Below are 13,901 nucleotides of genomic sequence, written 5' to 3'. Positions count from 1 at the left end.
GCGCCGAGCCGCGAGACCATCTCGTCGGAACGGTTCATCCTCGGCGGCAGACACCATCGGGGGCATAGCATGCCCGATCGCAACCTCAGAATCGGATTCAGAACGTCGATCAGCGCGATCTTCGTTGGAACCGTACTGTTCGTCGGACTGTCATTGGTCTACCTCAGTTTCGAGCGGATCGATGCCATCACCCGGGCGGCTGCCGCATCCTTCTTGGACACCGTCGCGCAGTTATCGGCCGACAGGATCGATGCTCAGTTCATGGCGGTCCGCGACGGCCTGGACATCCTGCATGATCTGCCTTCGGTCCGATCGGCCGCTGTCCGTGACAACCCCAGGCTCTACGCGCTGCTCGCTTCGATGCTCCGGAATAACCTTCACCTTTACAGTCTGTACGCCGGCTACGACGACGGCAGATTTGTGCAGATGGACTACCTCGAGCGGGGAGGAGAGGCCGCGCGCCTGCGGAGCGAGGCGCCAGAAGGGGCAAAATTCCGCCTGGTCGTGATCTCGGGTCCGGACGGCGCAGACTCGACCATCGATTTCCTGCGCGACGATTTGACGACGATGTCACAGCGGCCAGGCCCTACCGACTACGATCCCCGCCAGCGGCCCTGGTACGCCGGAGCGTTCGAGAAGGACCTGCGGCCGCTGACTGAGCCCTACATCTTTTTCGCTATCGGCCAGCCTGGCTACACGCTTCGGATGCCGATTGCGGGCTCGCCGCGCGGCGTAGTCGCCGGCGACGTCCTGACAGGCGAGGCCGAAGCGCTGCTCCGGAGACAGCAACTGGGGCAATCCGGCACGGTCATCCTGTTCGATGACGAGAACCGCGTGCTGGCCCACCCGCAGATCTCGGAACTCATAGGGCGCACTGGCGGGACGGCCGGTGCGCTCTTGCTGCCGCATCTCGCGGACATCGATGGGATCGGGATCGCGAAAGCGGTAGATGTTTGGAGGATGACGGGCAGCACCCAACAGATATTCCAGGATTCAGGTGGGCGGGCTCATGCCGCCGCATTCCGCACCATCGCTTCGGCCGGGGCGGCCAATCTTCGACTTGCGGTGTCCGCGCCGATCGACGAATTCTACTCGGAGATCGAAGGCGAACGGCGGCGCCTGTTCGTGGCGGCGCTCGGCTTCGTGTTGGCGGTTTTGCCGATGGTGCTCTGGATGGGCGCGATGATGTCGAAGCGGATGAGGGCGCTTGCCATCGAAACCGATCGCATTCGGCACTTTGACGTCGCAGAGAGTCCGCGCATCCGATCGGTGGTGCGCGAGATCGACGATCTCGGCCACTCTGTTGCCGCCATGAAGAATTTGGTCCGCACATTCTCGAGTTTCATTCCGAAGCGCCTGGTCCGCCAACTGGTCGAAAGCGAAGTTCCCATCGAGCTCGGCGGCGAACGCCGGGAACTGACCGTAATGTTCACGGACGTCGAGAACTTCACGGGTCTCACGGAAACGGCCGAGCCCACCAGCGTGATGCGGACGACCTCGCGCTACTTCTCCGTGCTCTCCGAGGAAATCATGGCAAGACAAGGCACCGTCGACAAGTTCATCGGCGATGCCGTCATGGCCTTCTGGAACGCGCCGACTGACGACGAGCGGCACGTCTCCAACGCATGTCACGCGGCGCTTGCCTGCGTCAAAGCTAACGGCCGGCTGAATGCCGAATTCGCGGCCGAAGGTCTGCCTCCGTTTCGGACCCGGTTCGGTCTGCACGTCGGCGACGTTGTAGTCGGCAACATCGGCTCGCGCGACCGCATGAACTACACAGCTGTAGGTGCTTCCGTGAACCTCGCTGCGCGCCTGGAAGGGTTGAACAGGGACTACGGGACCACGATACTGGTTAGCGAGACCATCAAAGCGCGGGTAGAGGAAGAGTTTCTCTTCCGCAGCATCGATCGGATCAGCCCCAAGGGATTTTCCGCGAATTTTCAGGTCTACGAGCTCTTATGTGCAAGAACGGACGTGACGGACCAGCAACTGGCGTTGGTCGCGGATTGGGAGCGCGCATACGCGTCATCGGCTGGTACGAGGAAGCGAAACGATAAAGAGTGGCTGGAAGCCTTCTCGATAGCTCAGTCGACAACGCCCCGCCCGACATCGTTCCAGCTGAATGGTTGGCAAAACAATTGTCGAGAGACTGAGAGACACGAATGAACATCCACGCTGTGATAACTGCACGCTCTACGATGCCGAGCAGACCACGTATCAAGCTGATGATGTGCGCTCGTGTCCCATCTAGCGGAGAAGTCTTGCGGATCAATGGATCGAGCCGCTCGCGCAATTCGCGCGCCGTCGTCTCGGTGTAACCGGTACGCATCTTGCCGGCGTAGAGCAGCTTGCCGTTCTGGCGCCGGCCGACGTAGAGGGAGGCGACCTTGCGCGGGCGCGCCCCAAGCTTCTCCACGAAGGCGACGATTGGGAAGGTCTCGCTCTTCTTGCACTTGAGCTTGACCCAGCTCTCCTGCCGACCCGAGCGGTGCCGTTCGCCCAGCCGTTTGGCGACCAGACCTTCGAGGCCCAGTTTGCACCCCTTGTCGAAGATCACGTTGCCATTGGCCGCAAGGGCCTCGACATACGTGCATGTCTCAGGAGCGTTCTTCAGGAGCCGGTGCAGCAACTGCTTGCGATCTTCATAGGCAGCGCCGCGCAAATCGTAGCCATCGAGGTAAAGGAGATCGAACGCGTGGTAGCGCACACGGGCGCTGCGCCTGGGACCAAGCTCGCGCCTGAGCTGCCGAAAGTCCGGAACGCCGCCGGCGCCGTACACGACAGCCTCACCGTCAATGATCACGCTGTTTGCTTTGAGCAGGTCGGCCGCCGCGGCGATCGACGAGAACTGTTCGGTCCAATCGAAGCCCGCGCGAGAATAGACTGTGATCTCGCCATCTTCCAGGTGCAGCTGCGCGCGGTAACCGTCCGCCTTATCTCGTATACCCAACCGTCGCCTCGGGGCGGACTGTTGCGTAGCGTGAGGTCACAGGGTTCGATGTCACCTGGAAGCGCAGGTCTGCGGGCGCCGACGACGCGCGATACTTCAAAACGAGACTGACGTAACGCCACCGCACACATGCGGATCAACGCGAAGCCGTTGAAGCGTTCCGTCGAGGACGCAGTAACGGGCGCTCCTGTCGTGGATTGAACGAATGAGCACGGGTCCTTGAACCCCCCGCCTTCCGTGCGCTTCCTAGAGCTCCACACGATGCAAGCGGGCTGGGCTACCCGCTTTATCATGATCCTGGGGGGAGGGGACGCCGAACGAAATGACGCTCCGGTATATCATTCAAAGATCTCGATGACTCGAGCGCTAGTTCTCTGGGGCAAGGCGGTCGATCATGCTGGCGAAGCTGGAACCTAATTTCTACCTGCGCCCCGAGTTCGAGTGGAACCTATCGTCTCATCAGATAGTCGCAGCTGACTTCGGCAGTGTGCGGTTTCGCTACAGCAAGGTTCGAGAAAGTTCGAGAGAGGAGGGCTAGGTTTCGCGCGGCAGGTGGGTTCCGACGCTCACGGACAAGGGCGAACAGCGCGCACCGGGCGAAATGGCCGATCCAGACAAATAATCTCAGCGCCCGGGCGAAGAGCAAGCGGGTCCTAGACATCGATACCCTTGCGCACAGGCGAGGCGAAATCGCGAAGCGGGCCGTCAAGAAACCCTGCTGCAGTTCGCTAACCGGGTCGTGAAGACAGCCGCGAGATCAGCCAAAGAGGAACCAAGCTGCGACAGCGATCACCGGAACCACTGCGACAGCGATGAGAAGAACAGGGGCTGGTTCATTCCCCTCGCGCGAATCGTTTGACATGCGTGCACCTGCTACTTGAGACGGTCAGGCCTGAAGACCTTTGCCGGCAAGAGCGCTCGTCCGGCTGGAAAGAAACGGAGGGTGGGGCAACGACGGTCTCGAAGGTTCACATCGGCAACCCGGCACGGCCAGGAACGATCGGTCGGCGTACTGCTTTTCTGTTTGCGGACGGCCCAGACTTCGAAGCCACCGGGCAGTCGCAACGCGCCGCAGAAGGTTTGGCGCCGTCGGAACTGCGGAGTCATGAGGCGGGCAAAGCCCAGCACGAGCGGATGAACGGGCGCGGGCATGTCGCCACTCTCTTTCTTAGCCGTGCTGTTGTGCCTCGCGTCAGTGTTCGGGCTTCTGAACCGGCGTTTTCTACGCTTGCCCGGCACGATCGGATTGACGGTCGTTGCGCTTGTTGCCTCGCTTTTCGCGATCGGCTTAGGTGATCTATTTCCTTGGTTGAACCTACGCCTCGCCCTGCAGGACATTCTGGGGATTCGAGAGCTACCGGACACGCTTTTGAACGGCGTGCTGTGCTTCCTGCTTTTTGCGGGCACTTTGCAGGTCGACGTTTCCGCGCTGTGGTCCCGCAAGATCACCGTGTTCCTTCTAGCGACCGCCGCCGTAGTGATTGCGACGGTGCTGTTCGGATCAGGAATCTACGCCGCTTTCGCCCTGGCGGGGGTGGGGATGCCATTCTCCTGGGCACTGGTGCTCGGGGCCATCCTTGCGCCAACCGATCCTGTTGCCGTCAGTGCCATCCTCGCACGCGTCGGATTGTCCAAGCAGTTGCAGGCCATCATGGCGGGAGAGAGCCTCTTCAACGACGGTGTGGCGGTGGTCCTGTTTCAGGCTGCACTGGCCTACGCGACTGGGAAGCAACCCACATTCGGCTCTATTGGCCTCGATTTCCTGCGTGAGATGGGCGGCGGCGTCATCGTCGGCGCCGCGAGCGGCTGGATCGCTTATCTGGCAATGAAGCGGATCGATGAATACCCGCTCGAAATCACGATCTCCCTGGCTCTGGCGAGTGGTTCTTATGCGCTTGCCAATGCGCTCGGCGCCTCGGGGCCGATCGCCGTGGTCCTTGCCGGCCTTCTGATCGGCAGTCGCGGACGGCGCAAAGCCATGAGCGAAGAAACGCGCCGCAACCTTGCCCTGTTCTGGTCGGTTATCGACGAGATCCTGAACTCTCTGCTGTTCCTGCTGATCGGTTTCGAAATGCTCGGGCTGGCCCGTCTTGGAAGCTCGACCTTGTTGGTCATGGCATTCGCTATTCCCCTCAGCCTTGCCGTTCGCGCTGCAAGCATCGTCGGCACTGCGCTTTGGCTTCATGCCCGGAATCCGAACCGCTGGCCCGCAATTGCCATCCTGACCTGGGGCGGGCTGCGGGGAGGCGTGTCGGTGGCGTTGGCCCTGAGTACTGGCTCGAGCGAATGGAAGAGCGAGCTTCTGGCGATCTGCTACGCGGTTGTCGTGTTCTCGATTGTTGTACAGGGCCTGACGTTGCAGCGGGTGGTCGGGCTGACGCATTTCAAGGACCAGGTTCGGTGAAGCTTCCCGCTCGATGGCGATTGGGTCGAGCTCCCGCCGAGCCGAGCCATTGCAGGGACGCCGCCGCCCCTGCGCGTCGCGCAAATAGCAACCTTGTTTTCGGAGCGTCGTTGGGTTGGCACACACCACCAAGGAGGTTTGAATGAGGAAGACGGCTTTTGCTTTGGCCACGATTGGCGCTTTGGCTCTCGGATCACTGGCGGCGCCAAGTCCGGCAGAGGCGCGGGGCGGCTTCGGTCCGGCGATCGGAGGTTTTGCAGCCGGTGCAGTCATGGGGGGACTTGCAACCGCCGCATATGGCGCGGGTCCCTATGGTTACTACGGCGGTTATGGGCCGTACGCCGCAGTCGGTTACGCGCCGGCGTATGGCGGCTGGGGCTACGATGACGGCTTTGCCCCTGGCTATGGATACACGACCGTCGGCTACGGCTACGGACCTGCCTACTATGGGTACCGTCGTGCGTTCCGTCCTGGCTATGCCTACTACGGCCGGCCGTGGGGTCATCGACACTGGCATCACCATTGGTGAGCGCGTTAAGTGCCCTGGCTTCGACGAGGCCAGGGCACGGCGCTAAAGATGAAGTGCGTTATTTCCGTTCATTCCAACTCGGAGGACGTCATGAAAGCCAAGTTAGCCATCGCTTTTCTGTTGTTCGCGTTTGTCCAGGTCCCGCCGGCCAATGCCAAGGGATGCATCAAGGGCGCCATCGCGGGCGGTGTTGCGGGCCATATGGCGGGGCACGGCAAACTCGGCGCCGCCGCGGGATGCGCGATCGGACACCATGAAGCGAACAAACAGAACTCCAACAACACGAATCCCAACAACTCGAACGCTCAAGCCCCGTCGGGCCAGAAGTAGCAAGCGTGGGCAATCAAGGCGGTGCAGGTCGAGCCGCAGTCGGCTTGGCCTAGCGTCGCAGGAAGCGGCTCCGACTGAGCGCCAGCGCCACGTTCCTGTATCGCTCCGGCAAGTCGCGACAGCGTTTTCCGACCCGGTGTGTTCGATCATACGATCGGGAAAACGTCTGGGGTGCAGCCCGGCAAGATGATCTCGACAACGCAAGCCGGAGTATACGCAATGCGCTTCCTTCCGACGGTAATGCACGGTGTTGCCGACTACGTGGTCGCGCTCGTCGTGCTCGGGTTGCCATACATCTATGGCATGCATGGCACGTCCAAGGCGTTCCTTCTGGTACTTGGGGCGGCGGCGCTGTTTTACAGTCTGCTGACCGAGTACGAACTCGGCCTCCTGCCTGTCATTCCGTTTCGAATCCACCTCGCTCTCGACAAGCTGTTCGCGGCCCTCATGCTTGTTGGCAGTGTGCTCATCCCTTTTCCACAGAATAGTCGGCTTGTGGTCGGCGGCCTCGGTGTGCTCTCCTTCCTGGTCGTCGTCTCGACCAGAAGAAATGGAGGCGAACGAGCCCCGACAAACTTGACCTGATGCAGGAGGACGTAGGGCATCCCGCCCGAGAAGGCTCCCGGATCTTTGCCTCGGCAATATCCAGCCGCTAAAAGACCTGCCGAACCCGACCTGCTCAGCGAAGCCGCCAATAACATCCGCGCCGTCCAAGCTGTTGTTTTGGGTGCCAGGAGTGATTGTCGTCGGCGAGCGGCCGGTTAGGCGCACCGTAAGTAACGGCCGCTAGGTCTTGCTATTCTGCTCCAGATTGGAGGGCTTCGGTTCATCTGCTCTGGCGTTCCCGGTTGCGCGATCGTTTGTGCTTCCGCCTCCCGTTCCGATTGCGCCTTGGGTGACACCGGTCCGATTGGCGGGCGCCGTACCTCCCGGCTGCAGACCCGAGCTAATGCCCGACGAGCCTGTAGGCTTAGTTCCCGTATTTTGCATGCTGCGGCTCGTTGATAGTGCCGTTGCGCACGCGACCGGCGCGATTAATGACATTCTTCGCGGCGCTTGGTCGTTCCTTTTGGAAACCACGTGCATGGTGCGCTGACAGCGGTCTTCAACCTAAGTTAGGATTTGCTCTGGAGCGGTTAGCGGTCTGAGCTTCTGTCGGTCCGGACGTGTTCGCGAATTGAACCTTCGTGACTAATTCGCGTTGGCACGGGAACCGCGCTCCTTAGAAGAAGCTCACGAGAATATCTGCAGGGCGATCGCGGATTGGTTCGCCCCGGCTGATCAAGTCTGACAGCTGCCAACCGTTGAGGACCACATGTTGGTTCAACCCGAGTTCAGAGCGTGGGCCCTCGGCTTCGCAATCGCTGTTCTTGCTCCGCCTGCATGTGCACAGAGCCCGGCGCCCGGTCCCGTTGCGGTCGGCGTCGTCCAAACCACGCGACGCCCGATGACGGAGACTGAACAATTTCTGGGCAGGGTCGAAGCGGTTCGCCACGTTGACGTCGTCGCCCGCGTAACAGCCTTCCTCCAAAAGCGGCTGTTTACGGAGGGCGACGAGGTCAAGAGCGGTGACAAGCTGTATGAACTGGAGAAAGGGCTGTTTCAGGCAGACCTTGCTTCGAAGCAAGCGGCAGTCGCGCAGCTGCAAGCGACATTGGAGAATGCGAAGCTCACCACCGAACGGGCCCGCACCTTGCTCAGCGGCCCCGCTGGCTTGCAGTCCAACTATGACGCAGCGATTGCAAACCAGCGCAGCCTGGAAGCCCAGGTGCAAGCGGCACAGGCACAAGTGGAGGCGTCCCAGATCAATCTCGGCTATACGGATATCAGCTCGCCGATCGAGGGAAAAATCGGGCGCAGCGCGGTGACCGAAGGAAATGTGGTGAGCCCTTCGTCCGGCGTGCTCACGACCATCGTCAGCCAAGACCCCATGTACGTCACCTTTCCGGTGTCGGTGCGGGAAGCGCTGATCCTCCGAGACCGCTATGCGCCGCGAGGCGGCTTCAATGCCGTCGTCATTCGCTTGCAATTGCCGAACGGGCGGATGTACGGCACCACCGGCCAGCTCAATTTCGCCAACAACACGGTCACAGCCAATACCGACACGATTGTCCTGCGGGGTGAGATCGCCAATCCGCCGAACCAGGAGGTCAAGGGCAGCGGAACGCCCATCCGCGAGCTGTTCGATGGCGAGTTCGTCACGGTTCTGCTCGAAGGCGTGCAGCCGATCGAGGTGCTCGCGGTGCCGCGCGCAGCTGTGCTATCCGACCAACAAGGCAGCTACGTTTTTGTTGTCGGCAAAGACGACACGGCAGAGCAGCGCCGAATCCAGCTCGGCCAGTCCACCCCGACGCTGGCCGGCGTCATCACCGGTCTGCAGCAAGGCGACAGCGTCATCGTCGAAGGCTTGCAGCGCGTTCGGGCGGGAGCGAAAGTGGCGCCAGGAGCGCCCAGCGCGCAGCTTCAGGCTCTGATGAAAGGAACTGAACCGGCGGCAGTCGAGGGCAGTAGCGCAGCTGGCGGGAACTCGCCGGGAGCCGGACCTGCTGTAGGAAGTTCGACGACGGTCGGCACTGCGGCCAACCCGGCGCAAAAGGACAGCGCCGGTCCATCGCGCAATCCGGATGGCGGACGCTGACATGATCTCCGCCGTCTTCATCGACCGCCCACGACTTGCCATCGTGATTGCGTTCGTCATCACGATTGCCGGGGCGTTGGCCCTCTCGCGCATCCCGGTTGCACAATTCCCCGACATCGTGCCGCCGCAGGTGACCGTATCCGGCGTCTTTCCCGGTGCTTCCGCCGCGGTTGTCGAGTCGAGCGTTGCTCAGCCGCTCGAAGCCCAGATCGTCGGGGTCGACCAGATGCTCTATATGAGGTCGACCAGCGGCAGCGACGGCAGCTACAGCCTTACGGTATCGTTCGCACTGGGAACCGACCCGAACATCGACACCGTAAATGTCAACAATCGCGTGCAGACGGCGCTGTCCCAGCTGCCCTCCGAGGTGCAGGCGCAGGGATTGACGGTTCAGAAGCGCTCATCCGCGGTTCTGCAGTTCATGGTCCTTTACAGCGAGAACGGCCAGCAGGACCCGCTGTTCATCACCAATTACGCGATCATCAACCTGCTCGATGCCATTTCAAGAACGCCGGGCGTCGGCCAGGCCAATCTGTTCGCTCGCATGAATTATTCGATGCGGATCTGGTTCGACACCCAACGGCTGACCAGCCTGAACCTCGCGCCGAGCGATGTGATCAATGCGATACGCGCACAAAGCGTGCAAGCGCCGGTGGGGCGTATCGGCGCACGTCCCATCAGCGACCAGCAGCAATTCCAGTTCAACGTTCAAACGCAGGGACGTCTCGCTTCCGCCGAGCAATTCGGCGATATCGTGCTGCGGGCCAATCCAGACGGTTCGGTGCTGCGGATACGGGACGTCGCGCGCGTCGAGATAGGTGCGCAGAATCTCGACAGCGAGGCCAGGATCGATGGCAAGCCCGGTGTGCCGATCGGGATTTATCTGGCGCCTGGAGCCAACGCTGTTACGACTGCGAATGCGGTGCAGGCTACCCTGGACCGGCTGTCAGCCCGGTTCCCTGAAGGGCTGAGATATCAGGTGGTGCACGATTCGACGACCTTCGTTCGCGACACGATTGGTGAAGTGCTGCGGACGTTGGCGGAGGCTTTCGTTCTGGTCGTCATCGTTGTCTTCCTGTTTCTCGGCAATCTCCGTGCGACCATCATTCCGGCCGTCGCGGTACCCGTCAGTCTGATCGGTGCTTTTGCCGTTCTTCTCGTTCTCGGTTACTCGGCAAACACAGTGTCGCTGCTTGCACTTGTGCTAGCGATCGGGATCGTCGTCGATGATGCGATCGTCGTCGTCGAAAGCGTCGAGCGCGTGATGGCGGACGAGCCGGAGCTTTCGCCGGCCGAGGCAACGAAGAAAGCTATGGACCAGATCACCGCGCCCATCATCGCGATCAGTCTGGTACTCCTTTCGGTCTTCGTGCCCATCGCATTCATTCCCGGTATTTCAGGGACGCTATTCCGCCAATTCGCGGTGACGATCAGCGCTGCGATGACCATCTCCGCCATCAATGCCCTGACGTTGTCTCCGGCACTCTGCGCGCTGTTTCTGCGCCATACCGGGCCACGCCGCGGGATTATGGGGCGCGTGCTCAGCAGAATTGATTGGGTGAGGGACCGATACGCGGGTGGAGTGCGGTGGCTCCTGCGTATGGCCATTGTCTCTGTCCTCCTTGTCGCACTCGGCGGCGCGGGCGTATTCGGTCTCTCGCTGGTCACGCCGACAGGCTTTCTGCCCGAGGAGGACCAGGGAGCGTTCTTCGTGATGGTGCAGCTGCCGGATGGCGCCTCAGTGCCCCGGACCAGCGAGGTCACGGGCGAAGTCGAGAACAAGCTGCGCCAGCTCGAAGGAGTCGATCATGTCCTGTCGATCATCGGCTTCTCCCTGCTTGATGGCGGCGCGGAGCCGAATGCTGCGCTGCTCGTGGTGCGCCTGAAGCCGTTTGCGGAGAGGGAAGGCGTGGCCCAATCTGCCCAAGCGCTGATCGCGAAGACCTTTGCGGCAGGCAGCCAGATACGGCAGGCCAACGTGCTCGCCTTCAATCTGCCGCCGATCATCGGACTATCGACCAGTGGCGGCTTCGAATACCAGCTGCAAGCGCTGGAGGGCCAGGATCCCACGGCCATGAACGGCGTCATGAACGGTCTGATTGCCGCAGCGAACCAGGACCCGCGCCTGACCCATGTGTTCTCGACCTTTTCGGCGAATAATCCCTCGATCTATCTCGAGATCGACCGCGCCAAGGCCGAGGTCCTCGGGCTTAGCATGAGCGACATATTTACCGCTCTGCAGGCGACGCTCGGAGGGGTCTATGTGAATAACTTCAACCTGTTCGGCCGGACTTGGCAGGTGAACGTGCAAGGCGAGGCGAAGGACCGGGCCGACATTTCCGCGCTCTGGCAGATCTACATCCGCAATGCACGCAACGAGATGGTCCCGCTGCGCTCGATCGCGAGTGCCAAGATCGTACAGGGGCCGCAGGTTATCAGCCGCTACAACAACTATCGTTCGATCACGATCAACGGTTCTCCCGCGGGAGGCGTCTCGACCGGCACAGCGATTACGGCGATGCAGGATATATCGAGCAGGACCTTGCCCGCGGGCTATTCTTACGAATGGACCGGCACGGCGTTCCAGGAGCAGCAGGCGTCTGGGCAGACCGGCGTTGTCCTGAGCTTGGCCGTCCTGTTCGCTTATCTCTTCCTGGTGGCGCTTTACGAAAGTTGGACGATCCCGGTGCCAGTGCTGCTGTCGGTCGTGGTGGGCGTGCTCGGATCCTATGTGGCCCTCATCGTGGCACGGCTCAATGTCGACCTTTATGCCCAAATCGGCCTTGTGGTCCTGATTGCGCTGGCAGCCAAGAACGGCATCCTGATTGTCGAATTCGCCAAGGAGCAACGCGAGGCTGGCGTATCGGTCGTGGACGCGGCTGTTCTCGGCGCGCGCATGCGCTTCCGCGCAGTCATGATGACTTCGATCGCCTTCATTCTCGGGCTGGTTCCACTCGTCTTTGCGACGGGGGCTGCCGAGCTGAGTCGCCGCGCCGTGGGAACGGCGGTGTTCGGTGGGATGCTCGCCGCGAGTTCGATCGGCATCTTCCTGATCCCAATGCTTTACGTGTCCTTTCAGCACATGCGGGAGTGGGCAAAGGCCCGGCTGAGCGGGAACCGGAGTAGGCCGCAGGCAGCCGAATAGGCGGAGATCCGCGTGACCACCTTGTTGGTCGCGCAGTTTCATCATGCACCAGGTGCAACAGCGAGAGTGCAAGCCAATCTCGGTCTCGGGCGATGGTGCGGAGCAGCGCAGCGATTTCATGATCAAACATTGCGAGCCCTCGTGCGCCATGTCGCGCTGGTAGGTCCTGCTCGGATAGCAAGCATGCACTCTCAAGGATTGGCTGTGCATGCGTTCAGGGCACGGGGCGCGGTCCGCCCATCCGTCCCGGAGCGGCCCAGCCTAAGTAGCTTCGCTCGGCCTGGGACCGCCTGCTTGAGGAGAGCGCCAGGTGCTTAAGACGCGTTCTCGCGTTCGCTATCGGGAAATGAACCGATGCACCGCACGCTCGACGCAGAAACGCCCCGGTCCATCCCAGGGCTTTGACCTCTACGATTGATCCTCGATCAGTACTTCGCGATGACCGGGCCGCCCCAGCGGTAGTTCAGGCGGAGCAAGCCAATGTCCACGTCCTGACCGAGGAAGATGTGATCGTGCTCGAGGCCGACCGACCAATTGGGCGCGAAGCTGACTTCAAGACCCGCACCAACCGTGCCGCCCCAGCGGGTTTCACGCGCGGAGGCGAGGAGGCTTCCCACTGGTATGGGCACTGCGCTCGCGGTACCAGCGTAGATGTCGTATCTATCGCCGACCACCGCACCACCGCCCTTTACATAAAACAGCACGCTATTCCAGGCATAGCCGACTTGCCTGGTGATCAGGCCGAAGGAGTCGATGCGGGAGCGGTTACGCTGCTGCGGCCCAAAGGGAATGGTGATGATCGGGCTCAGGTTGTCGCCCGAGAGGTCCGCCCAGTTGCCCTGACCCTCGAGTCCGAAGACCCAATTGGCGGATGCCGAAAGCCAATCTGGCCTCCGACCGTGCCGCCGGTCGCGTTGTGGCAGCCTTCGGGCGTGAGAACTCCCCCGGCCGCGACGAAGTCCCAGCACTTATGAGAGGAGCCACCACCACCGTTTATGCCCAGGTAGAACCGCTCCAGTCGTAGATAGCAGCAATGGGCGCGGGAGCCTTCGTGTACGGACGGGCCGCCAAGTCCGCCGCCGAAGCAGAGATCGTAAGCGCCAGTGCGCTGATAGCGGCAAGCACTAATCTGTCCATGGTCTGTCCCCCGACACAATGCCTATTTCCGCAAAAGCTACAGGTAGTCGATGGGGCAGACTGTCACCCCGAGGGCACACTCTGCTGCAAACCGGGAAGGCCGCACGGTGGCTGCCGCGCGAGAAGGCGGAGCAGCGGACCGATGGTGGTCCCGGCGTCGAACTCGTGTGTGAAGGTCGTCGGCGGGCGTGTGGCAAGCCTCAGAGATGGCCAGCCTCGCCTCGTGATCTCCATCACAGACCAGCCCCTTGCCTTCCGGAAGGCTCCGAATACTCTGGCCACATTGTGATTTGGGGCTGCCGTGGGCGCGCTTCGGTTGTTGGCATTATTGCTTTTTGCGGCTTGGCTGGGCCCCGCTCCCGCGCAGGCCGAACGCCGCGTCGCGCTGGTGATCGGCAACTCCGCCTACAAGAGTGTGCCCCGGCTCGCCAACCCTGTGAACGACGCCACTCTGGTCGGCAACATGTTCAAGAAGGCCGGCTTCGACATTGTTGATACGAAGCTCGATCTGAGCGTCGTCGATATGCGCAAGGCGCTTCGCGAGTTCGGAGCCAAGGCACGCGATGCCGATGTCGCTGTGATCTACTACGCCGGCCACGGTATCGAGCTGGACGGCAACAACTACCTGATCCCCACCGACGCCACGCTGGAGACGGACGCGGACGTGTTCGACGAGACCTTCCCGCTGGACCGCGTGCTGTTTGCCATGGAACCTGCCAAGCAGCTTCGGCTAGTGATCCTCGACGCCTGCCGAGACAATCCGTTCGC

At 61.6% G+C, this 13,901-nt stretch carries 8 protein-coding genes and 2 pseudogenes; 8 read left to right on the top strand and 2 right to left on the bottom strand.

Annotation, left to right across the window (positions count from 1 at the left end; all coding sequences use genetic code 11):
* Window positions 1-69: 69 nt before the first annotated feature.
* Entirely contained in the window at window positions 70-2,166 is a 2,097-nt protein-coding gene (locus IVB47_RS15845) for an adenylate/guanylate cyclase domain-containing protein (RefSeq protein WP_247462523.1), read from the top strand.
* 136 nt (window positions 2,167-2,302) lie between these two features.
* Here the strand turns inward: IVB47_RS15845 and IVB47_RS15840 are convergent.
* Window positions 2,303-2,950 (bottom strand): annotated as a pseudogene (locus tag IVB47_RS15840) (DNA ligase D); the annotation flags it as partial.
* Between the two features lie 1,150 nt (window positions 2,951-4,100).
* On the opposite strand from IVB47_RS15840, the gene IVB47_RS15835 reads away from it, so the two are divergent.
* The 6 genes from IVB47_RS15835 (at window position 4,101) to IVB47_RS15810 (ending at window position 11,996) form a co-directional block, all read left to right on the top strand.
* The gene (locus tag IVB47_RS15835; protein WP_247462521.1) at window positions 4,101-5,354 is read left to right on the top strand and encodes a sodium:proton antiporter; all 1,254 of its coding nucleotides are present in this window, start codon (window positions 4,101-4,103) and stop codon (window positions 5,352-5,354) included.
* A gap of 142 nt (window positions 5,355-5,496) precedes the next feature.
* Window positions 5,497-5,883 (top strand): hypothetical protein, encoded by a 387-nt coding sequence (locus IVB47_RS15830; RefSeq protein ID WP_247462519.1) that lies wholly within the window; start codon window positions 5,497-5,499, stop codon window positions 5,881-5,883.
* A 90-nt stretch (window positions 5,884-5,973) separates the two neighbouring features.
* Window positions 5,974-6,213: a hypothetical protein gene (locus IVB47_RS15825; RefSeq protein WP_247398136.1), complete on the top strand. Its 240-nt coding sequence runs from the start codon at window positions 5,974-5,976 to the stop codon at window positions 6,211-6,213.
* Between the two features lie 219 nt (window positions 6,214-6,432).
* A complete protein-coding gene (locus IVB47_RS15820) occupies window positions 6,433-6,798 on the top strand; it encodes a hypothetical protein (protein WP_247356218.1) in 366 nt (121 codons plus the stop codon).
* A 775-nt stretch (window positions 6,799-7,573) separates the two neighbouring features.
* Window positions 7,574-8,851: an efflux RND transporter periplasmic adaptor subunit gene (locus IVB47_RS15815; RefSeq protein ID WP_247463183.1), complete on the top strand. Its 1,278-nt coding sequence runs from the start codon at window positions 7,574-7,576 to the stop codon at window positions 8,849-8,851.
* A gap of 1 nt (window position 8,852) precedes the next feature.
* Window positions 8,853-11,996 (top strand): multidrug efflux RND transporter permease subunit, encoded by a 3,144-nt coding sequence (locus IVB47_RS15810; RefSeq protein WP_247462516.1) that lies wholly within the window; start codon window positions 8,853-8,855, stop codon window positions 11,994-11,996.
* A 425-nt stretch (window positions 11,997-12,421) separates the two neighbouring features.
* Here IVB47_RS15810 and IVB47_RS15805 read toward each other — a convergent pair.
* Window positions 12,422-13,133 (bottom strand): annotated as a pseudogene (locus IVB47_RS15805) (outer membrane beta-barrel protein).
* Window positions 13,134-13,434: 301 nt separating this feature from the next.
* Here IVB47_RS15805 and IVB47_RS15800 point away from each other — a divergent pair.
* A partial coding sequence (locus tag IVB47_RS15800; RefSeq protein ID WP_247462514.1) for a caspase family protein occupies window positions 13,435-13,901 on the top strand: 467 nt, incomplete at its 3' end.

This window comes from Bradyrhizobium sp. 62, from assembly GCF_023073035.1.
Classification (GTDB): domain Bacteria; phylum Pseudomonadota; class Alphaproteobacteria; order Rhizobiales; family Xanthobacteraceae; genus Bradyrhizobium.
This window is presented reverse-complemented; position numbering and strand designations above follow the sequence as displayed.

Excerpts from the sequence above, each read along its gene's own strand:
- IVB47_RS15845 (WP_247462523.1), top strand. The coding sequence starts at position 70 with ATGCCCGATCGCAACCTCAGAATCGGATTCAGAACGTCGATCAGCGCG.
- IVB47_RS15820 (WP_247356218.1), top strand. The coding sequence starts at position 6,433 with ATGCGCTTCCTTCCGACGGTAATGCACGGTGTTGCCGACTACGTGGTC.
- IVB47_RS15810 (WP_247462516.1), top strand. The coding sequence starts at position 8,853 with ATGATCTCCGCCGTCTTCATCGACCGCCCACGACTTGCCATCGTGATT.
- IVB47_RS15835 (WP_247462521.1), top strand. The coding sequence starts at position 4,101 with ATGTCGCCACTCTCTTTCTTAGCCGTGCTGTTGTGCCTCGCGTCAGTG.
- IVB47_RS15825 (WP_247398136.1), top strand. The coding sequence starts at position 5,974 with ATGAAAGCCAAGTTAGCCATCGCTTTTCTGTTGTTCGCGTTTGTCCAG.
- IVB47_RS15830 (WP_247462519.1), top strand. The coding sequence starts at position 5,497 with ATGAGGAAGACGGCTTTTGCTTTGGCCACGATTGGCGCTTTGGCTCTC.